Annotated in this window: 20 protein-coding genes; 8 read left to right on the forward strand and 12 right to left on the reverse strand. The window is 51.8% G+C overall.

Annotated features, from left to right (window positions below):
* Window positions 1–49: 49 nt before the first annotated feature.
* The 6 genes from C2U68_RS03425 to C2U68_RS03450 all read left to right on the forward strand — a co-directional run bounded on the left by C2U68_RS03425 (window position 50) and on the right by C2U68_RS03450 (window position 5,879).
* Window positions 50–1,006, forward strand: coding sequence for a class I SAM-dependent methyltransferase (locus C2U68_RS03425; RefSeq protein WP_140911180.1), 957 nt, complete (start codon window positions 50–52; stop codon window positions 1,004–1,006).
* A 7-nt stretch (window positions 1,007–1,013) separates the two neighbouring features.
* The gene (locus C2U68_RS03430) at window positions 1,014–1,805 is read left to right on the forward strand and encodes a glycosyltransferase family 2 protein (protein ID WP_140911095.1); all 792 of its coding nucleotides are present in this window, start codon (window positions 1,014–1,016) and stop codon (window positions 1,803–1,805) included.
* Window positions 1,802–2,668: a glycosyltransferase family 2 protein gene (locus C2U68_RS03435; protein ID WP_140911096.1), complete on the forward strand. Its 867-nt coding sequence runs from the start codon at window positions 1,802–1,804 to the stop codon at window positions 2,666–2,668. The genes C2U68_RS03430 and C2U68_RS03435 overlap by 4 nt, the downstream gene beginning before the upstream one ends.
* 15 nt (window positions 2,669–2,683) lie before the next feature.
* Window positions 2,684–3,880: a glycosyltransferase family 4 protein gene (locus tag C2U68_RS03440; RefSeq protein ID WP_140911097.1), complete on the forward strand. Its 1,197-nt coding sequence runs from the start codon at window positions 2,684–2,686 to the stop codon at window positions 3,878–3,880.
* The gene (locus C2U68_RS03445) at window positions 3,877–4,827 is read left to right on the forward strand and encodes a glycosyltransferase (protein WP_140911098.1); all 951 of its coding nucleotides are present in this window, start codon (window positions 3,877–3,879) and stop codon (window positions 4,825–4,827) included. Before C2U68_RS03440 ends, C2U68_RS03445 begins: the two co-directional genes overlap by 4 nt.
* A gap of 320 nt (window positions 4,828–5,147) precedes the next feature.
* Window positions 5,148–5,879, forward strand: coding sequence for a PEP-CTERM/exosortase system-associated acyltransferase (locus C2U68_RS03450; RefSeq protein WP_140911099.1), 732 nt, complete (start codon window positions 5,148–5,150; stop codon window positions 5,877–5,879).
* A gap of 94 nt (window positions 5,880–5,973) precedes the next feature.
* Here C2U68_RS03450 and C2U68_RS03455 read toward each other — a convergent pair whose 3' ends face one another.
* The 8 genes from C2U68_RS03455 to C2U68_RS03490 form a co-directional block, all read right to left on the reverse strand.
* Window positions 5,974–6,648, reverse strand: a complete 675-nt coding sequence (locus tag C2U68_RS03455; RefSeq protein WP_140911100.1) for a hypothetical protein — start codon at window positions 6,646–6,648, stop codon at window positions 5,974–5,976.
* Between the two features lie 37 nt (window positions 6,649–6,685).
* Window positions 6,686–7,888 carry a retropepsin-like aspartic protease gene (locus C2U68_RS03460; RefSeq protein WP_140911101.1) on the reverse strand — a complete coding sequence of 401 codons (1,203 nt, stop codon included), beginning with the start codon at window positions 7,886–7,888 and terminating at the stop codon, window positions 6,686–6,688.
* Window positions 7,889–8,468: 580 nt separating this feature from the next.
* Complete coding sequence (locus C2U68_RS03465; RefSeq protein WP_140911102.1) at window positions 8,469–9,101, reverse strand: tetratricopeptide repeat protein; 633 nt, start codon at window positions 9,099–9,101, stop codon at window positions 8,469–8,471.
* Window positions 9,102–9,374: 273 nt separating this feature from the next.
* The gene (locus tag C2U68_RS03470; protein WP_140911103.1) at window positions 9,375–10,559 is read right to left on the reverse strand and encodes a hypothetical protein; all 1,185 of its coding nucleotides are present in this window, start codon (window positions 10,557–10,559) and stop codon (window positions 9,375–9,377) included.
* A 58-nt stretch (window positions 10,560–10,617) separates the two neighbouring features.
* Window positions 10,618–11,610 carry an endonuclease/exonuclease/phosphatase family protein gene (locus C2U68_RS03475; RefSeq protein ID WP_140911104.1) on the reverse strand — a complete coding sequence of 331 codons (993 nt, stop codon included), beginning with the start codon at window positions 11,608–11,610 and terminating at the stop codon, window positions 10,618–10,620.
* A 1,074-nt stretch (window positions 11,611–12,684) separates the two neighbouring features.
* Window positions 12,685–13,656: a hypothetical protein gene (locus tag C2U68_RS03480; protein WP_140911105.1), complete on the reverse strand. Its 972-nt coding sequence runs from the start codon at window positions 13,654–13,656 to the stop codon at window positions 12,685–12,687.
* 59 nt (window positions 13,657–13,715) lie between these two features.
* Window positions 13,716–14,120 carry a hypothetical protein gene (locus tag C2U68_RS03485; RefSeq protein ID WP_140911106.1) on the reverse strand — a complete coding sequence of 135 codons (405 nt, stop codon included), beginning with the start codon at window positions 14,118–14,120 and terminating at the stop codon, window positions 13,716–13,718.
* A 282-nt stretch (window positions 14,121–14,402) separates the two neighbouring features.
* Entirely contained in the window at window positions 14,403–15,152 is a 750-nt protein-coding gene (locus C2U68_RS03490; RefSeq protein ID WP_140911107.1) for a VPLPA-CTERM sorting domain-containing protein, read from the reverse strand.
* Between the two features lie 172 nt (window positions 15,153–15,324).
* Here C2U68_RS03490 and C2U68_RS03495 point away from each other — a divergent pair, with 172 nt between their 5' ends.
* On the forward strand, window positions 15,325–16,497 hold the full coding sequence (locus C2U68_RS03495) for a helix-turn-helix transcriptional regulator (protein ID WP_140911108.1): 1,173 nt from the start codon (window positions 15,325–15,327) through the stop codon (window positions 16,495–16,497).
* 204 nt (window positions 16,498–16,701) lie between these two features.
* On the opposite strand, the gene C2U68_RS03500 is transcribed toward C2U68_RS03495, so the two are convergent.
* The 3 genes from C2U68_RS03500 to C2U68_RS03510 all read right to left on the reverse strand — a co-directional run bounded on the left by C2U68_RS03500 (window position 16,702) and on the right by C2U68_RS03510 (window position 22,481).
* A complete protein-coding gene (locus tag C2U68_RS03500; RefSeq protein WP_140911109.1) occupies window positions 16,702–17,943 on the reverse strand; it encodes an esterase-like activity of phytase family protein in 1,242 nt (413 codons plus the stop codon).
* 349 nt (window positions 17,944–18,292) lie between these two features.
* The gene (locus C2U68_RS03505; RefSeq protein ID WP_140911110.1) at window positions 18,293–20,080 is read right to left on the reverse strand and encodes an alkaline phosphatase D family protein; all 1,788 of its coding nucleotides are present in this window, start codon (window positions 20,078–20,080) and stop codon (window positions 18,293–18,295) included.
* Window positions 20,081–20,303: 223 nt separating this feature from the next.
* The gene (locus tag C2U68_RS03510; protein WP_260839196.1) at window positions 20,304–22,481 is read right to left on the reverse strand and encodes a putative bifunctional diguanylate cyclase/phosphodiesterase; all 2,178 of its coding nucleotides are present in this window, start codon (window positions 22,479–22,481) and stop codon (window positions 20,304–20,306) included.
* 326 nt (window positions 22,482–22,807) lie between these two features.
* On the opposite strand from C2U68_RS03510, the gene C2U68_RS03515 reads away from it, so the two are divergent.
* On the forward strand, window positions 22,808–24,829 hold the full coding sequence (locus tag C2U68_RS03515) for a cache domain-containing protein (protein WP_140911111.1): 2,022 nt from the start codon (window positions 22,808–22,810) through the stop codon (window positions 24,827–24,829).
* Window positions 24,830–25,161: 332 nt separating this feature from the next.
* On the opposite strand, the gene C2U68_RS03520 is transcribed toward C2U68_RS03515, so the two are convergent.
* A complete protein-coding gene (locus tag C2U68_RS03520) occupies window positions 25,162–25,341 on the reverse strand; it encodes a hypothetical protein (protein WP_140911112.1) in 180 nt (59 codons plus the stop codon).
* Window positions 25,342–25,367: the final 26 nt, after the last annotated feature.

Genomic DNA, 25,367 nt, shown 5'->3' on the forward strand with positions numbered 1-25,367 from the left:
TTTTTTGACATTAAATCTTTTCGACTTATGGCGGATGCTTGTGAAAACGATGACTTATGCCAGCATGGCTAACCGAACTTACGGCGAATTGTTGCACCATTGCGTCGCCTGCGGCGGAGAACGCATCCGCTTTTGGCGACACAAACACTACCAGTACACGGCCGACGCCGATGCCGAAGAATTTCGGATTTACCGCTGCCAGGTGTGTGGCACCGGCTTTCTGAATCAGCCGCCGCACCGGGAGTGGTTGCAGCAGATTTATCGACATTCCGGTCAGGCTCTGACCGCTGAGATCGGCTTGGACGAAGTGTTGCGGCGCGAGCAGCTTTATCCGAATTGCAAACTGGACGCGAAGCGCATCGCCCACTATGCCGACCGCTACAACAATACCTTGAATTACCGCGCGCTGGATATCGGTTCCGGATTCGGGTTTTATACCCGGGCCTTGCGCCTGCTGGGATACCGCACGGTCAGCATCAACCCCGGCGCCTACGAAAACAATGTATTCGAACAAATGAACGGCGATTTGCCGTTGCCGGTGATGTTCGAAGACTACCGCAGCGACGAGCAGTTCGGCGTGGTGGTGATGTCGCAGGTGTTGGAGCATCTGCTGGCGCCGGAGCAAGCGCTGCGCAAGGTGGCGGCCTTGTTGGAGACCGGCGGGGTATTGGCCTGCGCAGTGCCGAATTACGCCTCGTTTCTGGTCAAGCTGCTGGGCGCCAACGAAAATGCCTGCCTGTGGGTGCCGGAGCACGTCAATTTCTTTACCGAGCAGGGCTTGCGCACATTGTTCGAACGCAACGGTTTGCAGGTGGTGAAGACCGAGCAGATTACCCGGATCCCGTTCGATGCGCTGTCCCGACGCTTGGGCGCCAAAGGCCGACTGGCGGCGGTGCTGAACGGTTTGGTCAAATATGCGCAAATGCCGTTCAACGGCCTGATGAATCTGCTGGGCATGGGTATTTACCTGAACGTCTATGCGGTCAAGACCGCGGTCGGCGAGTGAGGCGTTTATGCTGACCGTGGTGATTCTGGCCTGTAACGAAGCGGCGAACCTGCCGCGCTGTCTGGCGGCGATTCCGGAGCGCTACCCGATCGTGCTGGTCGATTCCGGCAGCAGCGACGATACCGTTGCGATCGCCGAACGCCGCGGTTGTCGGGTGTTGCATAATCCCTGGCCGGGCTTTGCCGAGCAGCGCAATTTTGCGTTGCAGCAGTGCGGCATCGAGACGCCGTGGGTGTTGTTCGTCGATGCCGACGAAATCTATCCGCCGCTGTTTTACCAGCAATTCGACGCGGAATGGGCCACCTCGCGCGAGATGGATGTGTTGATGGTGCCGTCGCTGCTGTATTTGCGCGGCAAATGCCTGAAACACGCGCCGGGCTATCCGATTTACCATCCGCGTCTGGTGCGGCGGGAGACGGTAGGGTTCGTCCGCAACCACACCGGCCATGGCGAGGCGGTGCTGGACACCTGCCGGGTGGCGGTGACCGATATTCCCTACCAGCATTATTTTTACCACGGCGAGATCGTGGCCTGGATGCACAAACACGTCGGCAAGGCCGCACAGGAAATCGAGTTGCAACCGACTGCCGGCGCCTTGATGACCGCGCGTGGCCGGATTAGCGTCTGGTTGGGGCGTTCCTGGCTGCGGATCGTGGCGCGGTTTGCTTACCACTATTTGCTGCGCGGCGGTTTTCTGGACGGTGCGGCCGGTCTGGAGTTTGCGTTGATGTTTACCTGGTACGAGGCGACGATTTATCTGCAAGCCAAAGCCGGTAAATGGGCGGAGCCGCGGCCGTGACCGTATCCTTGATTCTGGCGACCTTGGGACGGGACTGGCAGGTCGCCGAGTTTTTGGCTGGGTTGCAAGCGCAAACCTTGCAAGACTTCGAACTGATCGTCATCGACCAGAACCGGGACGGCAAGATTGACGCGATCGTCGAATCGTTTCGGCCGGCGCTGCGCATCGTCCACGTCAAAGTCGATTTCACCGGCAACGCCCGCGCCCGCGACTACGGCATTGGCCTGGCGCAAGGGACTATCGTGGCCTTTCCGGACGACGATTGCTGCTATGCCGCCGATGTGTTGCAGCGGGTAGTCGCCGAATTCGAGCGGCGGCCGCAGTTGGCAATTCTGGTCGGGGCGTCTTACGACGCCGACACGCGCGGCTTCAGCATCGGCGTCAACAGCCGCAAAGCCGGTTATTTTTCGCGCCTGGGCATGATGGGAGTGGAGTTTACCCAGTTCTTCGCGCTCGATCGGCTCGATCGCAGCCAGTTTTATCTGGATCACGATTTCGGGATCGGCGCCAAATATGCCGGCGGCGAGGGCTTTGAAATGCTGTACCGGCTGCTACGCGCCGGTGGCAAGGCGTTTTATACGCCGGAGATCCGCATCTACCATCCGGACAAGGACCACTACCGCCTGGGCAACGCCCGGATGTTGATGTACTCGACCGGTATCGGTGCCTATATTCGCAAATTCGCCAATCAACGGGATTGGTTCATCGCTTATTACATCGCCAGAAAAATGTTGCTGGCGCCGGTTTTGAAAATGCTGCTGGCGGTGTTGTCCGGCAACCGCGCCAAGCTGGCTTACTGGTATTACAGCCTGGTCGGCGTCTGGCGCGGATTTTTTGCTTACCGCAACAGCGGTTGCCTTTAGTTTGAGGAGAAGAGGATGGATGTGGGAATAATCGCGACGCACGTGCCGCCGGCCAAGGGCTACGGCGGAGTAGCCGTGACTTGCGGCGTATTGACCCAGGCCTGGGCCGAGCGCGGCCATCGCATGGCGCTGGTCGCGTCCGACGAGTCGATTTCCGGCCGCTTGCACGCCGAAGAGGTGCAATTGGGCGATACGGTCGCGGTCCGGCTCTATCGCTGTTACGGCTGGCGCCGCTGGGGCTTCGGTTTGGGGGCGATTCCGGCAATCTGGAATCTATGCCGGCAAGTGCCGCGGGTTTACATTCATGGCATCGCCACCTGGCCGTCGACCTTGGCCGGCTTGTTTTGCCGCCTGCTGCGCAAGCCGTTCATCGTTGCGGTGCACGGCGGTCTGATGCCGGAACACGTCGAGTTGATCAAAAGCCGCAAGCCGCATAAATGGCTGTTTTACCGCTGGCTGACCTTCCCGAGCTTACGCCGGGCGCTGGCGGTGCATTGCACCAGCGATACCGAAGCTGCCGGCGTTAGCGCGGCCTTGGCCGGGCAGGGGCGGATACTGTTGGTGCCGAACGGCATCGACAGCCGGGCGTTTCGTGTCGCGGATTATCCGGCCCGGCCCGGCATGCAGTTATGCTTTCTGGGCCACGTGCAACAGGAGAAAGGCATCAATGGCTTCATTCGCGCCTGGTTGCAAACCCGGCGTAGCGACGACCGGTTAGTGGTCGCTGGTCGTAGCGTCGACGGCGCCTATTTCGACGAGTTTTTGCAACTGGTCGCCGCAGCCGACGGTGCGATCGAGTACCGGGGTTATTTGGCGGCCGACGAAGTCAAGGCATTGCTGGCGCAAAGTCATTTTCTGGTGTTGCCGTCCGGATTGGAGCAGGCCGGCGGCATGCGCGAGAATTTCGGCAACGTCGTCGCCGAAGCCCTGGCTTGCGGCCGGCCGGCGCTGGTTGCCAAAGGTTTGGCCTGGGATCATCTGCCGCAGATCGGCGCCGGCTGGGTGTTCGAACGCGACCACACTGCCGTTTGCCAGGTATTGCGGGCGGCGCAAGAGACCGACGCCGACGGCTGGCGGCAGATGTCGCAATCCGCGCGGCGCCATGCCGAACAAGCGCTGGATGCCGTGTCGCTGGGCGACCGGGTCTGGCGGGCGTTGACCGAACCGGCCGAACTCGGTCCGGTTGCCGGTTTGGCGGAGCAGCGCCCATGAGCAAAGTGGGACTGATCGTGCCGACGCTGAATGCCGGCAAGATGTGGCCGGAATGGTTGCGGGCGCTGGCCGGGCAAAGCCGCAAGCCGGACTATCTGTTGCTGATCGATTCGTCGTCCAGCGACGCGACCGTCGAACTGGCGCGGGCGGCCGGATTTGAAGTGAAAATCATCGCCCGCCAGGAATTCAATCACGGTGGTACCCGCCAATTTGGGGTTGACTATCTGGCGGATGCCGAGATTTTGCTGTTTCTGACCCAGGATGCCTTGCTGGCCGATCCCGAGGCTTTGGCCAATTTGCTGGCGGCGTTCGAGAATCCGGAAGTAGGTGCCGCCTACGGCCGGCAATTGCCGCACGTCGGCGCCGGCCCGATCGGCGCTCACGCCCGGTTGTTCAATTATCCCGAGCACAGCCAGTTGCGCGGTCTGGCCGACCGCGACCGCTTCGGCATCAAGACCGTATTCATCTCCAATTCTTTTGCCGGCTACCGCCGTAGCGCGCTGGTGCAAGCCGGTGGCTTTCCCCGGCATACGGTGATGAACGAAGATACCTTCGCGGCCGGGAAGATGTTGCTGTGCGGCTGGAAAATAAAATATTGCGCCGACGCCAGGGTGTTTCATTCCCACGATTACGGTTTTGCCGACGAGTTCCGCCGCTATTTCGATATCGGCGTGTTCCATAACCGGGTGCCGTGGTTGCAGCGGACTTTCGGCGGCGCTGCCGGCGAGGGCAAGCGTTTTGTCGTGTCGGAAATCCGCTATTTACTGCGACACGCTCCGGCAATGCTGCCGTCTGCGTTTGTCAGAACCTTGTTGAAATGGTCGGGCTATAAAATCGGCCGTTCCTGCCACCGGCGTCTGCCGGCCGGCCTCAACCGCTATTTCAGTTTGCACCGGGCTTACTGGTCGAGTCCGTTTGCCTCATCCATACCGCCGGAAGCGGACTGATTCCGGCAATTCGCTGCAAACCCAGGTCGGACAAGGCTTGCAGCTCTAGTAAATTTCCTACTCCTGACGGGCTTTTTTGCTTAGAAAATACCGTTTCTTAATCTTTCCTTAATCAAAATTGCAGGATTTCTTTAATCTTAGGCCTGTAGTTTACAAACCGCTATCGCGATTTATCGGCAGAACTACACGCAAATAGCTGAATGGAAAACATTATTCCCCGACACGGCGCATGCGAAAGCCGCTTTGCGGTCAAGACAGAGACGCGTTGTACCAGCGCCTGAACATAAGGGATTTGATTAATTTTGTTATGGAGTTTCACCTTGATTTCTGAAAAGCATTCTTTCGACAACTGTTTTGAGGTTTTTTTAGCTGATACGCCGGAAAGCAAGCGAATCCACTACCACCTCAGGTATCAAGTTTACTGCGACGAACTCGGATACGAGGATAAGGAACTGTTTCCGCAGCAATTGGAATTCGACGATTGGGACCAGCATGCGGTGCATTTCATTGTCCGCCACCGTTTCACCGGCCAATGGCTGGGTGCATTGCGCGTAGTCAGTCCGCAGGGGCAAACCTTTCCGTTCGCGGAAAAATACGAACAGGACGAGCCGCTGGCCGATGCCCATCATCGCGACTCTATCGAAATTTCCCGCCTTTGCGTACTGCGCGAAGCCCGGCGCTTCGCTCCCCGCTCCCAAGCCGCCGTCGACGCCGATCCGGCCAGCAACGTCAAGTACCTCAACACCTTACGCCAGCAAAGCCGCAGCATCATGTGGGGCCTGTACCGCGCTGCGGTCGACTACTCGGCGGAAAACGGCATCAAGCACTGGTTCATTCTAGTGGCGCCGGCTTTGGCTTATGCCGTGAAAAAACAGGGTTTCGACATGCGCCAAGTGGCAGAACCCTGCGAACACCGCGGTTTGCGCACGCCGTATATGCTGGATGTCGACCACATTCTGCAAAATCCGCTGTGGGACGAGGACTACCAAATCGGCTACCGACTTTATTCAGAACTGGAGCAAGGCGAGTTTGCCGTTCGCCAGAGGGCTTAGCGGCTACTCTGCTTGGCCGCGGCGGTTATCGAGTTATCGCCGCCGGCCACATTCAAAACGACCTGTTGTAGGTCCGGTTGGTGAAAACAGACCGTTATTTTCTGGATGAACCCGGCAAATGTAGTGTCGAGTTTTGTCCATTGTTAGTGGAGTTATCGCTTTCCCTATGTGATGAAGTATTTTCAAAAATTGGAATATCCAGCGTTTGAGAGGCGCTCTGCATTACAGCGATCAAATCGGGAGGGAGTTGATTCAAATCAGATGCTTTATAAGTGCGATTAGTGCAGTTAGCGGAGTAAGCATTATTTTCTAAATTAGTTTTATTTGCCTGCTTGTTGTAATTATTAATATCCATTTGTAACTGCTTAACACTTTCCATATATTTCTTGCCATCCTGGTTAAACTCCTTGATCAGCTTGGTATTGTGTGTATCAATTTTTAATCTGCGATCTATCAGGCTTTGTTCCGTTTGGCTCAAATTTAATTTACGCTTTTCCAGTTCCGTGTTTTTCACCGTCAAAGCGGTACTCATTTCTTTAATGTCGTATAAAGTTTTGGCGCAAGTTCTTAACTCATCAAGTGTCATGGTTTTTAATTGGTAAGACGAGTTGACCTTCTTACCTGAAGCCTTGCTTGGCATTATGACTAAGTCAGACTCTTTGGATTGTGTTTCTAAAGGCTTTTCCACACTCTTTTGCGGTGCGGTTTGGCATGCGCTTAACATCAAAGCCGACAAGCAGGCTAGCATCACGCTATATTTCGGGCTCATAAGAATGTTTTTTAGTTTAGACAAAGCATGGAAATTTCTAACCGGATCTAGCAGTTAAAAGCATATAGCCTTTATCGGAATCCAGTTCAATTTTAAATCGGTTAAGAAAACTCAACCCGAGCAATCCATCTGATGAACCGAGTTCCTCGGTTATAGCAACTTCGATATGTCTGGCCTCAAGACCTTGCACGGAAATTGAGTCGACGTAACCCCGGTAAGCCACTCCGATGCCATTGGCCGTTTGGGTTAGCATCTTAGGCCAACTTGCATAATCCAGCTTCAAGCGATCCGCAAACGATTTGGAAAGAGTGACCAGCGTAGCGCCGGTATCGACCACAAAACTGCCTCGTTGTTGTTTGTTAACACTAACTTGAGAAAGTATGGCCGCGCCTTGTTTGTTAAGTCGTATTTTGGCTTTACCCTTGCCGTGCATTTCTGAGCATTGCGGATTCTTGTATAAAACACTCAACAGGTTTTCCGCGTTTACGGCGTCGTTGGGATGCAGATAAGCATACTGTTCAAGCGGCGGTATGCCGGCACAAGGTTGATTGATTCTTTGATACAGATTGGCTAGTTCAAACGGCGTTTGTATTTCTCCCGGCATCAGTGCCAGTGTTTGCTCGTATTCGCCAATCGCTGCTTTAAAATCCCCCATTTCGCTTTGTGTTTGCGCACGAATAAAATGGGGATTAGGCTGCAGTGGAAACAATTCAACTAGTTTATCGGCCGAGTCCATCGCAATCTTCCAGTCTGAAAGTCTTCTGGCGGCGGTATTTCGGTAAATATGCAATTCATCATATTCGCCGCAGTTTTGGAAAAAATGCTCGCTCAGATTAATGCAGGATCGAGAGTCATCAGTCAAAATCATGTCGTTACAGTGTCTTATCACCGCCGCTCGATCGCACAATTCCGCTGGTTTATCTTGTAGTTTACTGCCGTAACCGCCGGGTTTGGCTCGGACTTTGGTGCGAATCTCTTTAGCAAAGTTATATTGGCTGCCAATGGCCATAAACAGTATCAGCACCGTACCCACTGTAACAACAAGTGAATTGGATTTTATCCACCCGTAACATTGGTTTAACAAAAAGGCTTTCGGTCTGAATTGAGTGCGTGTATTTACCGGTGCTTCCGAATATCTTCTCGTTACCGATATCTGAATTTTATTACCGCAGAATATACAATAATTGGCGTCGATTTCATTTTCGCTTTTGCATTTAGAACAATATATTGTGTTGCTCATATTATTAAAGGTCCGGCTTTCTAGTTCTGAGTACCGTATTTGGCCCACGCCCAAAGTAAACCATATAGCACGGCAAAAGACACTATTGCAGATATGATAATTTGTATCGTGTACTCCACCATGTTACGAAAAAAGCTAAAAATTTCCCCCAAAAATCCAGAACTATCCTTACTAGTTTTAACGTTTAAAATAGATTCTTCAATTGCCATTTTAACGCCACATCTTTTGCAAAAAATAGCAATATATTTATTTTTTTCGCCGCAGTTGTAACAAAACATAAGTATGCAATTGTTTGAGATTTAGCGCATTCTAACAGCAAGTCTGTGTCAGTGGTGTATCGCTTAAGCGCCAACTCAGGCGCAAGCGGCTCGGAAGTTCTTGCTTATCAAATAACAGACTGAGAGCTTGAGATTTCAAGACCACTTTACTTTTTAAAATTACGATGCGTTTGATTGGTGGGATTTCAACTATGATTGTCCCCAGGGAAGATTGTTGTATTGTTCAGAACAATAAGCCTTACAGCAGTTTCGCGCCAGAAAAAGCCGCGTGGCTTCTATGTTTTGGCGGATTATCGACGAGTTTATTTCCGCAATAGGATTTGTATCTCTGCAATTTGTGCTGGGGTCAGTTTTTGAGCTACCTGCTCTTTAAATCTTTCGGAATCAGCATCGCCTTGGTTGGCAGCAAGGCTGAACCACTTGTATGCTTGAATTGAATCTTGAGGAATAACTCTTCCTTCGGAGTACATTTCTCCAAGCATGATTTGCGCCTTTAAGTGCCCATTTACGCCGGCTTTTTCTAACCATACTATTGCCGCTTGATGATTTTCGGGCACTCCTTCACCGTTCAAATACATTTTTCCTAAAATGTAGTAAGCCGAAACACTGCCATTTCTAGCTGCTTCCTCAATCAGAGCTCTTGATTTTTTAGGATCGCTTGGTTTGCCGTGATTATCAATTACATCGAGTAATAATCGGGCTGGTTCAAATCCTTGGTTTGCAGCCTTTTCAATCCATTTTTTTGATTCATCAAGATTCTGTGGCACTCCGTCGCCTTTAGCATACATTACACCCAATTTAGTTTGCGCTTTCGCGTCACCGAGGTTTGCCATAGCTTTGATTGAAACCACTTTAGATTCAAATTCATCCGCACGAACCGGCAAGGTGCCAATCAAAATCGAAAAGCAATGAATAAAAAAGAATAATCTCCGCATCAGTAAGTTCCAATCGAGAATTTGAGAACACAGCAATTAGTCGACCTTGAATAATTTAATCTTCAACTAGCCAAACCTAGCAGGTTGGTGAAAAACTCATTTTTGACCCTGATTCAGTCTGTATTTAGTTGAAGCATGATACTGCAGACACTATATATTGATTAAGCTGACCAAAATTAGCGCCTGAAATATGGTTTTTCACCAACCTGCTAGGCTGGAACCAAGAGGGATTATTGCCGACATTTAGAGAACAAGTGCGCGACCAGAAAATCACTAGGAATAACGACGAACGGCGCGTAAAAATCCTCTTTTACTGCTAGACATCAGCCACAACAGTCCGCTACCAAATAACCAGAAAGCCGCCGGCGCCGGAACGGGCGCACTCAACGGCGTCATTTTGAAAGAGCTGCCACTACCGGTAAACGTCAATCCGGTGACAAAACCCAGCGGGTCGCCGGGATCGATCACGGCGGATGTTTCGATGCCGGCTATGCGGAACTTGCCAATGCCGTTTTGAAAACCAAGTTCGCCGAAGTTGAACCAGACACCCGCAAGCAATCGGATACCGCTGTCCACGTATTGACCACTGGTTTCATCCCAAATCAGCAGTTCAAATTTGCCATCACCATATTGGTTCGGAATCATCACATCACCAAACAACGTATCCTGATTCAACGCTTCGTAGGTATAGGCAACAGCAACATCCGGATCATAGAATCCGCCGGGCTTAGGCTTTCCATTTTGGTCCAAAGTTGGTTGTGGGGGCGCATCAAAACTAAATCCGTCACCGCTGGATACTGGTAGGACTGGAGTGGTGGGTAACGCCACCCCTGAAAGTGAATCGCTAACAGAAAAACTATCAATCAGGCCCGTTATACGAAAATCCATCAAACCATTGGTCACTTTGTTTATTTGATATCCAAATTTAAGCGGTTGCGTTTGAAATACGCTTTTCAGATCGTTCGTTTGAAAAGACCCTATACCGAATTGAGATGGATCAAATAAGGCAGTTATAGAAAACTCGGAGCCTGTGAGGGCCGCTGTGTCATTTCCCAGATTAATCGCCTCAAACGAAATAACGTCGTAATTTCCCTGATTCACAACCCCATGAAAACCGTTTAAGTCGATTTCCGCCTGTGTAACATCCCTGTTATCTTGGAAGGCAAAGCCTATGCCCCTGTTACTGACAAACGAAAATTTGTTTGTAATCGCTGTCGACAAATAAGCGTTGTTCCAATAATCCCCTTCCCACTCGGTATAAGGCAGAGTGTCTGGATTAAATCGACTATTATCCGGTTGCTCGGGATTGAACAAAAATTGACCTGAAAACAAATTGCCTATATTTGCCACACTACCTTCGCTTGAAATAATATGGCCGGTATAAGAAATTTGCTGGGTCGCGTTGGCGTTAATCGACGCAAAAAACAATAGCAACAAACCGATGCGGTTTATTTTCATGACATTCTCCAGTCAAATGGGTTTTAAACAATGCAAGGAGGCAAAGGGCGGCAATGTTTTATTTTTTATCAAAATAAAATTGCGTAATTGTTGGCAAATGGTCACTGATATTGTCTTTGATTTCCGCCAATATTGACCTAACCTCAGCATCCTTCAAATTAGCAGATCTAGCCAATGCCTCTTCAATAGGCCGCCAGCGAACAGTTTTGGCTACGTGTTCAGGAGGTGGTGTTTCAGAAGACAAAGACAAAGCCGCTAGATCAATTTTAGAAACATATTTGTTCGTGGAGTTTTCCAGCCATAAATAAGAAAAGTCAGAAGGATCATTGATCGCTTCGAAGTTAACTCCTTCTTGCGACTTTATCGGCTCCCATTCATCGGCAGTCGGTGGCGCGTTCCAATCGCCGACTACTAAAATGTCCGCATCGACTTCCCGTATGGATTGCGCCATCCAATCAGCTAAAACCTCTGCCGATTTGCGGCGCCGGCTAGCTCCTTCGGCCATGGCTTTTAAGTGTACGCCAACAGTTTGAAAATCAAACCGTCCCGCTGCCCCTACTTTCGCTTCGAAATGCCCGTGCAAAGGTGTTCTGTTTGCGAAAGCGTCTTTACCATCCTCGGTTCTGTGCGTGCCGACAGGAAATAAATCCTTCACAGCAGTTTTTGCTCTAATAAAATCCCGATCCCACATCATCGCAACACGCTGTTCGCCGCCCGCCTGCGTATAATAAACGACATAATCTCCAGCACCGCGAATACCGGTCAATTCGTCGGCTATCGCGTCAAAAACTCCCTTATAGCGGCCATCTTCCGACGGACCGGCGACTTCCTGAAAAACGAACAAATCGGCGTTAAACGCTTCGAGTATATCGGTAACCAAGGCTACTCTGCGCTTGTCCTTGGTTGTTGATTTTCTTGCGCCGAACCATTCAATATTCCATTGCACTATGTTTAAAAACGCATCGCTATCCTTATATTTATCCGGCACGATACCCGAGAATGCTTTCGATAACCGGTCGTTTGATTCAGTAGTAACTTGGTTGTCACTCATATTTATTTCCTCCTAACTTTGGGCAGGCAGATATTATTCGCGTCTTTTTATAGAGCGCTGCTGATTATGACTTGACTCAAGGCTCTTAGCTTACTCCGGGGAGCCGCCATACGGCAGAATCACGGCGCGTTCCGTCTTATTTAGCCAATGTTTTGATGGCCCAAACAAAGACACCAAAACAACTAATCCAAAACATTGCCGGGGCGCAGGGTCTTAAATCAATGCCGAGTACTTAAATTTGAATATATCCAGGTTCTTTTACAGACAACTCAAGCATTAAAACAATGCCAAACGATGCGATTGCAGCGCAAGGCAGGCCAAAACATAAATAGGGCGTTTTCTCCCATCCAGCCTTTATCTACGGCCACCAATTTAATTTATACATTGTAAAGATGTAAGCCAAAATACCCAATATTAAATAAATACTGTAAGCGTTTTGAAGGCTGTCAACACTTTTTCAAACGATATTATGGTTATTCATAATAATTTAGCTCACGGGTTTTTAAATAATTTGTCTATCAAAAACTGCTCAATCGCCTGTTCGAAAGTTCGCAACGGATTTGTTTTAGCAAGTTTTTTGTTGCCTAGCAGGTTGGTGAAAAACTCATTTTTGACCCTGATTCAGTCTGTATTTAGTTGAAGCATGATACTGCAGACACTATATATTGATTAAGCTGACCAAAATTAGCGCCTGAAATATGGTTTTTCACCAACCTGCTAGTGTGATATAATTAATTTCCCTGATTCATCAACTAAAACTCTTACGTCAACCCAACCTGAAAGATTGGTTTTCTTGAAGCATCTATAACCGGCAACGTTTTTAGGGGAGTTTAAATAACCTGCCTGATCCTCATGGATTATTATGGTCGACAATTGCTTTGTGGCAATAGTTATCAAGCTTACGGCAATAATTAACAATAGAAAATTGGTTATCCGAGATTAATTAATTTAATGCCACTTAATTTCGTATCACAGAGATACCCGACAGAGCCACTCTTTCAATCTGAGACAAATCAATTCCGTCGGCTGTATCTACCCATCGCGCTCTCATATTACGGAAATACGCTTTACAAGTTATGGAATAATCTTGTGGGCTTTAAGTTCGAAAGCAAATTTTTCAGCAAGCAGCTCAAATCCCGCCGGATAGGGATGTAACTCGTTATCCCATAGCTCATGTGCAATTTGTACAGTGCGAAGATCAATATGAAAAACCTCTTGATACTGCACTGACAATGATTGCACCATTTCATTAAAAGCGTCGATAAAAGTCTTGACGATTTCATATCTAATTTCTAGTTGCTTATGTCTGACATTTTTGTCGAGCGATTCGTCGTAAGGAAAATTCTTGTCTTCTAAGCTCGGTCCAAACCAGGGACCTACTTTCCAACCCAAAAACTGTAACAATCCTCTGCCGTCGGGCCAGGGGTAGCTGTATCCATGAATGAATATGGGCATGTCAATTTGGTTTTCTAATGCGGCTTTCAGAGACATGTCGATGACGTATTCATAAGCCGTTTTAAGAGCGCCGAAAGAATTGTTCATGACCCCATCGTTAACATGGGGAAGACCCGAACGGGAATTATTGATGTAGGGGAAAAACTCGCTACCTGCTATATCATTTCCCCCTGCCGAAAGCAGTAAAGCACGTGGTTTGATGGAGTTGATTTTAATTACAAGTTCAGCGATTCGAGACGGGGCGTCCACATGGTGGGGGCCAACGCCTGGTATTCCCCAGAGCTCTCGCGGCACTTTGCCGTAAGCAATGTCATTTAAGGTCGATCCGGCGACCGCAATTTCATCAATTTCATACCCATAATCTAGTTCCAGACAATCGATTAAGTCTTTGCCTGGCAAATAGTCGAACCATGAATCTCCTTGCGCCAATATTTTGCTATTATTTGAGACAGAAAACTTTGTAGTGGATTTGAGCGCAGTCCTGTACCACTTTCGATCATTTCTAACTTTTTCGATTTGTCCAAATAATTCCGCTTTGCCTCTAATTTCCAATTGAATATTTTCTAACGATTCTTTATGGGTATTATTCACGACATCTCTCCATTTAAAAAATATTTTTCCGAATAAACCGGGCTTATAACAACTAGGCGTTAAGGAGCGTCTATATCCGCGCGGTTTTCAGGGGGTGTTGTAACGAGGCTTGGATTCCCGTTTATGGCCTCGGCTTGCTCGTAAACGTCAATTAACTGTTGCATGGTGAATTCGGGTTGACGCTCATAGCGCAGGATAGCTACTGTCAACATTCGCCATGCGGTCCATACATCTTTATTTTTCTGAACCATATTGAATGAGGAGAGAACTCCTGATGTTGCAGCCGCAACGAACGCGACAGCTCTAGTCCAAAAGCTGCCCAACTCCGGTTCAAAAGTAGACACTACTAAAGATGCAAGAATTGAAACAATCCCTAAAATAATGAAACCAGATTGGATGTTAATGCAATTTCGATACCAGCTATTGCGTGTTTCTATAATATAATCAGGTATAATTTCTTTCATCGGAGTGTCCTGGCGATTTTTATATAAACAACTGTTTGTTTTTCTAGAAAAATCCAAAAGCGTTTGCTTTAAAATAATATAAAAGTCTTCGTAATAAACTAGTTTAGGCAATACATAACCATGTGGCTAATTCTGGCTTAAAAATATCGTAAATATATTAGGCTGCTAGGTGAGTTAAATGAAATCTAGCTTAAGCGGTCAACTCTGGATTTCGCGTTACGCAACCCGCCTACGAAACTGATTTGGATTCGTCCGGCGAAAAAGCAACCGCCAGAATGGAACCTATGCAGCTTTCAAACGTCGTTTCAGGCTACTCAAACCGATCAAGCCTGCACCCATTAGCCACATCGCCCCTGGAAGCGGCACAGCGGTAACATCGCCGTCACGAACAGCCCAAACATACTCTTGGGCAAAAAACGGGCTAGCACTTTGATAACCTACGAAGGTAGCAAAATCCCAAGCGTTGCCAGAATTGGGCGCCCATTCGCCGCCAGACCAGTATGCATAGGCTTGGAGGTTATTTATTAACCCGATGTTATTTTGCCCCCAACTATTTTGATTGAACCCGTTCCAAGTTCCGTTGCCGAATATTCCGTAATCGGATTGAGCCACACCGGATGCGTTGAATTGGCTTTTGAGCCCTAGATTGACGCTGTACATATAGGCCAACTCATGTTGACTACTTGTTATGTTGTAGCCTCTATCAGTTGAGCCATCATTTGATAAGTCATAGTTAAAGCTAATGCCGTTTACAGGTGATACGCCCGGCAATCGCCAGTCGCTGTAATCGACATTTCGCACGCTGTCGTGGAAGACCAGATTTTCTGCCCAGGTTTTCGCGCTCTGCCAAGTCATCAAACCATCGGCGTCATATCCCGAGGTCTTGGCGTAATTGGCATCCTGCAGCCAGGTCACATTCAAGGCATCGTCATAAATCAACCCACCGCCACGATCAAACAACGCAGCATCCGCCGTCGCCATATTCAAGCTCAACGTCATGCCCGCCATCCAGGCTTTTCCTAACGATTTCATCTTTTTCTCCTTTTGTCATCAAGTTTTCATATTTTCAATACACGCTGACGTGGCGCATTAATTTCAATGTCAAGCTAAACTTTCATGGTCTAGTGTGATTCAGGCCACAAATGCTTGTCATCATGCATTTGCATGAAAAAACGAAAATTTTCTTTGGACTTGGATAGCCGAAATGGCGGACGATGAACAACTATCGCATTTGATTGGAATGCTCTATGAGGCGGTGATGGCGCCGGAATGTTGGCCTGACGCGTTGGAGTATTGCTCTAATTACGTCGGCGCGAATGGCGGCCATTTACTGGTAATCGATAAATCCAGCGGCAGGATACAAAAAGAATTTTATGGCGGACGCTATATCGAAAGTCAGGATTTTACTGATTGGGCCAATGGCTATTTGCTTGAAGATCCGCGCATGACATCGGGAATGATGACTAATATCGGCGTTCATGAGTGGCGATTTTGCCACACCTTCCTGGATGAAGGCTTTGTGGCACGTAATCCGCTTTACCAGGAGTTTTTGATTCCAATCGGGGTGCGATTCACGATGGGCGGACTGGTCGACGAGTCAAATGACAGCAAGATCATGTTAGGTTTTTTCAGAACGCAGGAGCAATCGCCGTTCGGTATCCAAGAGCAAACCGCTGCCAAGCGCTTAAGCCCTCACTTACAACGGGCTTTCAGACTGCATTCGCATACGCAACATCTGCAAGCCAAGGCCGAGCTTGGTGCTCAGGCCATTGAGGCGATAGCATGGCCTTTACTGATTGTCGATGGCGATGCCCACATCCAGCACTTGAACGCCCGTGCGGAGCAGCTTTTGACGGCGCATTTTGGTGGCTTGTCGTGCCGGTTTGGTCACTTAAGCTGCTTTGAGCCCAGCGCCGCTGACGAATTGGCGGCTTTAGTCCGCCAAGCAACAAAACATCCGGCTATTGGCGGCGGCATGTGTTTGCATGCCTTGCCTGGCGCTCGAATTTTGGTGGCACCGCTGCCAGCAGCAAGCCAATGGATCAAGGATTGGCAGAGGCCGCTGGCCTTGGTGCTGATTGCTGAAAATTCCGAGATGCTGAGCGGCTCCAAGCCGTTTGATCTGGACTTTGGCGATTGGCCGTCAATGGACATGGCTAAATGCGATCCGGTTGCCGGCTTTGCCAAAACGTATCAGTTGACCGGGCGAGAAACGGAAGTGTTGCAAGGCTTGACCGACGGGCTGTCGCCTAAGCAAATCGCCGAGCGCGACGACGTCAGCCGCAACACCGTGCGTACCCAACTAACCAGCCTGATGCAGAAAACCGACTGTCACAGCCAAAAGGATTTGGTTCGGCTGTTTTTTAGTTTCCGGTAAAGCCTCAACTGATTCCCAAGCTCCAACTTGGGAATCCCGATCTCGGAAGCTCTAGCTTCCCTTCAAGTTGAATGAAAGCCGGAGCTTTCAAGAAATGGCACCCAAGCAAGAGCTTGGGTGCGAGAAAAATTCGGCTCTAAGACAACCGCTGGGCTTAACTAAATCGCATCATCCTGCCCACCTTCCCGAGCTCTGGTAAAGAACTTATGCTAGTTTCCGGCCTTTTCTCCGCCAGCCATTCATGCCCAATCCCAATAACGCAGTGCCGAACAGCGGAAAAGCCGCCGGCAGCGGGACGGCCTTTACTTCGAAGGCCAGGAACTGGGTGAATTGGGTAGCGGAAAAATTATTGTCCGATGCCAGGATCAGGGTGGGATTGCCGTTGAAGGTTTCGCCCCAGGTGATGGCTTCGATATTGTCCAACGCCAAGGCCGAGCCGTCGCTGTTGGTCAGCGTGCTTAAATCCAGTAACAATTCCTTACTCATGCTGGTGTAGGTCGGCGTGTTATCCAAATCGTCAACTCCCAGCAGGTTGCTGGCATTGCTCAAGCTGGTCAGGTAGAGACGGATGTTGTTACCGGTGCCGGGAATACCCGCCGAAAATGAGCGTTCGACTGCAATAAAGCTATCGCTCAAACCAGGTATGTTTAACAGTTCCACCAAGCCGTTAGTGGCGAAAGCATTGGTCGGGTTCGGGGCATCCACTACAGCGTCGGTCATATAAACATACTCGCCGATTGCGTTGCCACTGGCGACATCAAATGCCAGCACCCGGCTTTCCGAGCCGTTTGCAACTGTAGCCGGTAATGGGTCGTCTTGCGCCAACGAGTTTTCGGTCGCGGTGTAGAGCGTGTTACCGTTGTTGGAAAAGGTCAGACTTTCGAAGGCCAGATTGTTGCGAATACCCTTGTCGCCCGCTGTCAGCGCGATGGCACTACCGCTGGGATTGTAGTAAGTCGGCACGGCAAAATCCCGCACATAACTGCCGTTCAAATTCATTTCCCGGACTGTCGGATTTTGAAAGCCAGTACCTGAGCGCTGACCTTCGTTAGTCCAGAACAAGCTGCCTTTATGCAAACGCATGGACTCGGGATCGACGGTGTTGGCCGCAAATGGGCTGCCGCCCGGGGCCAAAATAGTGGTAACGCTATTAAATGTCACGCCCGCCGCGCCCGGCGCAACATTCTTGTTGAACTGAGCCAGGTTCAGGCTCAAGTCATAGTATCGGGCTGGATTGAATGTCGAGCGGTCGTCGCTGATTGCCAAATATCTACCGTTAGCACTGTCGTAGTCGATACCCGACAAGCCGCCTACCGTGGTGCCGTTAAACACGGTGCCGCTGGTAACAATGTTTTGTCCGATGTAGTCCAAGGAAAAAGGCGCGGCGTGAGCGGTGTTGCCGAGTAGGGCCACCATTACGGCGGTCAGCGGATAGCTAAGTTTCATGTTGTTTCTCCGGGTTAAATTAAGTTGGCTGTTTATCTAAAAGTTTTTCCAATCGATTGTTTGATAAGGCCAAATGCCATTTAAGGAGCCTCTACCCCCAACAATTCAACAATTACCTTCTCCGTTCGGGAGAAGGCGGGACGAGGGGATTAAAATCAATTCTTTACCCCCTCACCCTAACCCTCTCCCGGAGGGAGAGGGGATTTCTAAAAGCTCCGTATAGTTAAGGCGCTTCCCACTCTGAAAAAGGGGGATTTATATAGAAAATCTCCCATGGCCCCTCTTTTGCTGAGAGGGGAGAAAACAACGCCAACGCTTAACTGATTGACATCCTCAGCCTGCTGTCTAACTAAGCTTTTTTGCGCTTGCCAAATACCAAACCCAGCAGCGCGCTGCCGAACAACCAGGCCGCGCCTGGAACCGGTACCGGTTGCACCGAGGTTGGTGTGATTCTGAATTGGCTGACGATTTGCGGCTTGCGATTAAGGATGTCGGTCAGATCGGTGGCAATATCGCCGACGTTGTAGGCCGGAATGCCATAAGTGGTAACCAGCAACTGTTGGGTAACTTGGTCGATTTCGAACTCGGTCCAGCCGAAGGTATGCGTCGCCACATAATCGCCTTGCAGCAGTTCGGCCTGGATTTTGCCTTCGGCCTCTGCCAAATTGGCGTCCAGCCCCAGCGGATCGTAACCCAGCGGGGTCAAGGCTCCATTGGTAACGGTTTTGATGAAACTATCCTTGGCGGCAATGCTGGGTAAGGCGTCGTAGAAGGCTTTTTGTGCCGGAGATAACAAGCCTACCGCTGCAGCCAATTGCGCAACTGTTGGGCCAAACGGTGCATCATAGGCCACCGAACCGGTGGTGATTTCAAAGGCGCTGGTGGCTTTTTGCTGGCCGAAAGGCGTGAGTTGGTAAGTCAGATTGTTGACCAAAGTGCCATGGATGTCGGCTGACAAAAACACCACGTTATCGATCTTGTTGTCGTCGATAAATTTTAGAATTTCGGTCCGTTCGGCGGCGTATCCTTCAAAGCGGTCGGGCGCACCAACCACGCCCAGATTCTGCATCGGCTCCGGCACGGCAATGAATTTCCAGGTGACGTTATTTTGTTCGGCGGACAGCAAGTCGGCTTGCAAATCGGCGACTTGTTGCTTGCCAAGCATGGTACGGCTCGGGTCGAACGAATTGGCCAAAAAGCCGCCGACCGAAACCGGATTGAGCGGATTGGCATCGGCCAGCTCCTTATCCCGGAACGAGCGCGCATCCAGCACCATCAAGGCGGCGTCACTGCCGAAGGTTTGATTGCGGTAGAGCTTGATCTCGCCGGCGGTGCGGGCGTCGCCGGTGGCGCCGTAGGTTTCGGTGCGAATCGGGTTGTATTCCTGAAAGGCTTGGATGCCGTTGTTGTACAAGGTGCTGTCATTGATGCGGGTGCCGGCCGGATCTGCATTGAAACGCGCGTCGATCGCCACATCGGCACCACCGGCAAAGTCGTTGGTCACTTCGTGGTCGTCTATCGTGGCAAATACTGCGGTGGATTGGCGTAAATCGGCCAGACCGTTCAAACCGCCCTTGGCGCTATAGACTTCCGCATGCTTATTACGGTAGTCGGCCAAGGTTTGTGCTTGTTGCTGGCCGCCGTTGACGTTGGAGGCTACGTCGCCGTAGATGGTGTCGCCCATCGCCACGAAAAAATCCAGATTGCGCTGGCTGGCGTTTTTCACGGCCGGATAGGGCAGCAATTCGCCGCGCCAATCGCCGGATACACCAAAACGCAAGCCGGTAGTGCTTCCCAGTGCCGCAGCGGTTTTAAACTGGCCGCTAGCGACATTTCCAACGCTATCGGTAGCACGGTAATAATAAGATGTATCGGCGGATAAGCCGGACACATCCCATTTTACCGGCGCCAACGGGTCACTAACCGCTTTAAAGCTGGAGCCGATGTTCTGCGTAAAAGCACTGTCGGTCGCGTACTCGAAATATATATCGCCCGGGGTATCCGACCGGCCCCACAGCACGGCGGAAGTTTGGCTGACATCGCCGGCAGCGACCCCGTTGGGCAATGCGGCGTGTGCATTGCCGCCGATTGCGAGCACGGCAGCGACCGCAGTTAGTTGAAATGCAGGGAATTTCATGAACGTCTCCGAGGATTTAAGACAAAAAACGTGACCAAGTTCGCAGGCTCGGAGTCTAAAAGCGCTCGGTGACAATTTGATGAAGGCTGGACGCGAGGCAGCCGCGCTAGGAGCGTCGCTGGTCGAGAATGGAGCTGTTGCGATTGGCAGCGCATCGGCAGCGCCGGCTAAATATCAGGGCAATGGTTCGGTATTAAACCCGGAAGGCAGCGCCGATAGGATTTTAGGTCCGGCGTTGCGAACATGAGCCGGCTTCAATCCGGCCGGCCAGCAAGGCGCAAAATTCGGCTTCCGGCAGCGGTTGGCCGAACCAATAACCCTGGGCTTCGTCGCAGGCGTTTTCCAGTAGGTATGCCGACTGCTGGGCGGTTTCGACGCCTTCGGCCACTACTTTGAGGCCCAGGCTGTGACCTAGCGCGATGATGGCTTTCAGAATCGCGGCGTCGGTGGATTCCTGTTCCAGATTGCCGACGAAAGCCTTGTCGATTTTCAAGCGGTCTACCGGAAAGTCCTTCAGGTAGGCCATGCTGGAGTAGCCGGTGCCGAAATCGTCGATGGCCAAAGTCAAACCCAGCGCTTTCAAACCGTGCAGGGTTTTGATGAATTGCGGGGTGTCGTGGACCAGGCAGGATTCGGTGATTTCCAGTTCCAGGGTGTGGGCGGCAACTTGGGTGGCCGCCAGGGTCTCGGCGATGGTGTCGATCAAATCGCGCTGGCGGAATTGGCGCGGCGAGACGTTGACCGCGACCGGCAGCGGCCGGCCCAGGATGTGCTGGAAGCGGTTGGCGGCCAGACAGGCTTGATGCAGCACCCAACGGCCGATTTGCTCGATTTGGCCGGTTTCCTCGGCGATCGTGATAAAACTCAACGGCGACACCAGCGGCGCATCGGGCGGTTGCCAGCGGATCAGGGCCTCGGCACCGCAAATCCGGCCGCTGGCCAATTCTATTTTGGGTTGGTAGTAGAGCAAAAACTCGGCATTTTCGATGGCATGGCGCAGCCGGTACTCTATCGCCATGCGTTCGGTCAAAACCTGGTTCAACTCGCGGGTGTAAAACTGGAAATTATTGCGGCCGAGTTGTTTGGCTTTGTACATCGCCGAGTCGGCATGTTTCAGCAGCGTGGCCGCGTCGTGGCCGTCGCCGGGATAGACGCCGATACCGATGCTGCAGGAGACCACAAACTCCAGGCCGTCGATGGTGCAGGGCGCCGCCACCGCAGCCAGGATTCGCTGCATGCTGTGACTGATGTCTTCGATCTTTTGCAGGCTGCACAGCAGCAGCACGAATTCGTCGCCACCCAACCTGACCACCGTGTCCGAGTCGCGCACGCACTGCGACAGCCGTTCCGCCATCACCACCAGCAGCGAATCGCCGACATGGTGGCCCATGCTGTCGTTGATGAATTTGAACTGGTCCAGGTCGACGAAGGCCACCGCCAGAATATTGCCGTAGCGGGCGGCGAAATTGATGGCTTGCTGCAGCCGGTCGGATAACACCGTGCGGTTGGGCAGCCCGGTCAGCGTGTCGTGGGTGGCCTGGTATTCGATTTGCTGCTCGTAATATTTGCGTTCCGAGATGTCTTCCACCGTGCCTTCGTAAAACAGCAGGCGGCCGTCGCGGTCGCGCACTTCGCGGGCGTTCTCGGTAATCCAGATGATGTCGCCGTTTTTGCGGTAGACCTGGGCTTCGAAGTGACGCACTTCGCCGTGGGCCTGCATGATGTCGATGTACTCGGCGCGTTTTTCCGGATCGACATAGAGCTGGCGTTGAATGTCGGAAATGCTGTTGCGTAAATCCTGGATCGAGTCGTAACCGTAGATGCGGGCCAGGGCCGGGTTGAAATCCAGGTACTGGCCGCTCGGCGTGGTCTGGTAAATCCCTTCGATGGCGTTTTCGAAAATCGAGCGGTAACGGGCTTCGGCGTCGCGGGCCGCTTGCTCGCTGTGTTTGCGGGCCGTCACGTCCTGAATGAAGCCTTCCAAAGCGACCAGCTCGCCGTGCTCGTTGAACAGCGGAAATCCGCTTTCCTGAACCCAGCGGATGCTGCCGTTGGCATGGACGATACGGTATTCCAGGTCGAACTTTTTCCGGGTCCGGGCGGAGGTTTCGATCAGCTGGCGCACCCAGCGCCGGTCTTCCGCCAGAGTCAATTCCTCGTAGGAAATGCGTTTGTTGAACAGCAAATCACTTGGCGCGTAGCCGGTCAGCGCCCGGCAGCCTTCGCTGACGAAGACCATGGTCCAGTCGGCGTCCAGCAGGCAGCAATAGACGATGCCCTGCAAATTGCTCATCAACATGCCGAGCATACGCTCGCGGTCTTGGATCAGTGCGCGCAATTTCGGGCTGAGGTGCGGCGAAAATTCGACCACAGCGGAAGCGGGTTCGGAGTCGGCTGCCATGCAGGTGTTCGGTAATTAAACCAGCTAGGTGACAAGCACATTTCGTACCTGCCCCAAAAGTCGGGCATTGGCGCCGGCAAATCACATCCGATCCCCGCTTTTCTGCTCGGTTATAGTGCTTTGGGCCTAAATTTGGGCAAAGCAGCGGCGTCATTGTTGGTGCGTGATGCGTCGGTCTGGTGCATTGTTGGGTGGGGGTGAGATGCATTTCACAAAAGCCGCTGACATTGGTAGTGGTACAAATCCTGCTCCCAAACTCCGCCGAGGACGCGGCAAATTCGCGGCTGCCGTTCCGTAACCGGTAACCTTGCAGGGATTGAACCACAATGAATGCACTGATCGAGAAACACACGCCCAAACTGCTGAATGCAATGGTCGACGTCAGAAATTTCGAAACCCGTCTGGCGAAACTGAACAATTGGTGGGGAAAAATCACACTGATCGGCAAGATCAACAGCCACAATGTCGCGCCGACCATTCTGGACGACATGGCGCGCACCCAGAACAAATTCGGCGAGTTGCAGCGCAAGCTGACGCGTAATCTGCTGGTGGAAAACTTGCAGAAACTGGTGTTGGACAATGCGTCGAAAGCGCAGGTGGCGATCGACCTGCTGGTGCGCAACCTGTTCGAGCGCACCGCCGATGTCGGCTTTCTGGCCACCGACGACGACATTCGGGTGTTTTTGGCTCAGGCCGAGCCGGAGCCGGAACAGGTCGGTTTCATCGAAAACCGGCTGCGCGAATACGTTAAAAAATACAGCGTCTACGACGAAATCGCCATATTCGATGCGCAAGGTTGGCTCAGAGCGCATTTGGACGCCGATAACCGGATCAAGGATACTGATCCGCTGGTGGCGGAGACGTTACGCAGTGATAGCCCTTATCTGGAAACCTTCCGTTACAGTGCGCTGCAAGCCGACCGCCGCCGCTCGCTGATCTATTCCTGCAAGATCACCGAAACCGACCAAAAAAATTCGCGGGTACTGGGCGTACTGTGTCTGTGTTTTCGGTTCGAGGACGAGATGCGCGGTATCTTTGCCGATCTGTTGGCGGCGGGCGACCGGGGCATCATTGCCATCCTCGACACCGAGCGGCGGGTGATTGCCAGCAGTAACGAACAGTTGTTGCCGGTGGATACCCGCTTCCATCGCGACGACGCGATCGGCCTGATCAATTTCCAGGGTCACGATTACATCGTCAATAGCCTGCCCGGTAACGGTTATCAGGGTTATTGCGGTTTGGGCTGGCGCGGGCAGATGATGACGCGGCTGGATGTTGCCTTCGGCCGCGAGACGGGCGGGTGCGGCGGTGCCGACTATAGCGAGATTATTGGGCAATCGGACAGCTTTCCGCAGGAGTTAAAGGAAATCCGTCAGGCTTCGGTCGATATCAACGCCGATTTGGGGCTGCTGGTGTTGAACGGGAAAATCGCTTCCGCCCGACAGAACGCGGCCGAATTCATGCCGGTGCTGGAAGCGATCAAGCAAGTCGGTACCGACATCGCCGGCATTTTCGCGGCGTCGGTGAATAGCTTGCAGGAAGTGACGGTGATGTCGTCGCATCTGAACAACGCCGGTTTCCTGGCGTCGCTGGCGGTCAACATCATGGACCGCAATCTGTACGAGCGGGCCAACGATTGCCGTTGGTGGGCCTTGACTTCGGCTTTCCGCCGCAATCTGGCGAAAGCCGAAATTAGTGCTGCCGAGAAGCGGCAAATGTGCGAAATTCTGGCTTATATCAATGCGCTCTACACGGTCTATACCAATCTGTATCTGTACGACGCCCACGGCGAGATCGTCGCGGTCTCGGACGCCACGCAAACATCGCTGATCGGCAGCAAGGTCGAAGAGGCCACCGGCTACCGAAGCGTCATGGGCCGCGTGGACAGTCAGCATTACGGGGTCTCCGGTTTCGGGCCGACCCGCTTCTATCAAGGTCGCCACACTTATATATACAACGCCGCGGTGACCGATCCGACCGATAACGGTCGGGTGGTCGGCGGAATCGGCATCGTATTCGACAGCGAGCCGCAATTCAGCGCGATGCTGCGGGAAATCCTGCCGCAGGAAGCCGGCGGCGCGCCGCTGAAAAACAGTTTTGCGGTTTTTACCGATCGCCAAGGGCGAATTCTGGGGCTTGCCAACCACAACCACTACCGCATCGGCGAGCGCTTGCTGCTGGACGACGTCCACTTTGCACTGAAAAACGGCCAGACCAGCTCGTCGCTGTTGCGCCACGAGGGGGCGAATTATGTATTGGGAGTTGCGGCCGGAAAGGGGTATCGGGAATTCAAAACCGCGGACGCTTACCGCAACGATGTGTTGGCTTTCGTTTTCATTCCGTTGTAAACGCGGCGTTGCCCGGCGCGGGCTTGTTTTTGCAAAATCAGTGGCGCTAATGTGTCCGTTTTAGCTATCTCCAACCTAAACCGAATCAGCACGAGCACCACCGAAGGAAAGTTACCTTGCAACTTGGCGTAGTCAAGTCGCGGCGTGTTTTCGGGTGGGGATGGCGGCGATCGCCTTCGGATGCGCAACGAGGGATACAGTCTTGACCGGACGCCAACCCCGTGGTTTTCAGCTTACCGCGTGCATCGGCGCAGTCAAACCGGGAGCTTGCAAAAAAAACCGGACGGACGCTGGTTAGCGTTCGTCCGACTGGAGGTTGCTGTTACCGCTGACTAAACAAAATTCGATGGGGGCTTTAAGGTTGTTGATGGTGCTGCATAGATCGACTCGGTGCGTTCCGCCGCCGGCGCATTGGCCGTAGCTAGAAACAAACCGACGATTATGAACAGCAGGCTGATGGCGCAGCGTTTCAATTCGTGCAGGCAAGTTGCCAATAGTTTGGAATGATTCATTTGCAGGCTCCTGGTGGTGCGGGTGG

Source organism: Methylomonas koyamae (genome assembly GCF_006483455.1).
Taxonomy (GTDB): Bacteria; Pseudomonadota; Gammaproteobacteria; order Methylococcales; family Methylomonadaceae; genus Methylomonas; species Methylomonas koyamae_B.

Bases quoted from the DNA above. Each gene is read 5' to 3' on its own strand.
- C2U68_RS03445 (WP_140911098.1), top strand. From the start codon at position 3,877: ATGAGCAAAGTGGGACTGATCGTGCCGACGCTGAATGCCGGCAAGATG.
- C2U68_RS03500 (WP_140911109.1), bottom strand. From the start codon at position 17,943: ATGAAACTTAGCTATCCGCTGACCGCCGTAATGGTGGCCCTACTCGGC.
- C2U68_RS03520 (WP_140911112.1), bottom strand. From the start codon at position 25,341: ATGAATCATTCCAAACTATTGGCAACTTGCCTGCACGAATTGAAACGC.
- C2U68_RS03430 (WP_140911095.1), top strand. From the start codon at position 1,014: ATGCTGACCGTGGTGATTCTGGCCTGTAACGAAGCGGCGAACCTGCCG.
- C2U68_RS03465 (WP_140911102.1), bottom strand. From the start codon at position 9,101: ATGCGGAGATTATTCTTTTTTATTCATTGCTTTTCGATTTTGATTGGC.
- C2U68_RS03460 (WP_140911101.1), bottom strand. From the start codon at position 7,888: ATGAGCAACACAATATATTGTTCTAAATGCAAAAGCGAAAATGAAATC.
- C2U68_RS03490 (WP_140911107.1), bottom strand. From the start codon at position 15,152: ATGAAATCGTTAGGAAAAGCCTGGATGGCGGGCATGACGTTGAGCTTG.
- C2U68_RS03475 (WP_140911104.1), bottom strand. From the start codon at position 11,610: ATGAGTGACAACCAAGTTACTACTGAATCAAACGACCGGTTATCGAAA.
- C2U68_RS03455 (WP_140911100.1), bottom strand. From the start codon at position 6,648: ATGAGCCCGAAATATAGCGTGATGCTAGCCTGCTTGTCGGCTTTGATG.
- C2U68_RS03515 (WP_140911111.1), top strand. From the start codon at position 22,808: ATGAATGCACTGATCGAGAAACACACGCCCAAACTGCTGAATGCAATG.
- C2U68_RS03485 (WP_140911106.1), bottom strand. From the start codon at position 14,120: ATGAAAGAAATTATACCTGATTATATTATAGAAACACGCAATAGCTGG.
- C2U68_RS03510 (WP_260839196.1), bottom strand. From the start codon at position 22,481: ATGGCAGCCGACTCCGAACCCGCTTCCGCTGTGGTCGAATTTTCGCCG.
- C2U68_RS03425 (WP_140911180.1), top strand. From the start codon at position 50: ATGACTTATGCCAGCATGGCTAACCGAACTTACGGCGAATTGTTGCAC.
- C2U68_RS03505 (WP_140911110.1), bottom strand. From the start codon at position 20,080: ATGAAATTCCCTGCATTTCAACTAACTGCGGTCGCTGCCGTGCTCGCA.
- C2U68_RS03440 (WP_140911097.1), top strand. From the start codon at position 2,684: ATGGATGTGGGAATAATCGCGACGCACGTGCCGCCGGCCAAGGGCTAC.
- C2U68_RS03495 (WP_140911108.1), top strand. From the start codon at position 15,325: ATGGCGGACGATGAACAACTATCGCATTTGATTGGAATGCTCTATGAG.
- C2U68_RS03470 (WP_140911103.1), bottom strand. From the start codon at position 10,559: ATGAAAATAAACCGCATCGGTTTGTTGCTATTGTTTTTTGCGTCGATT.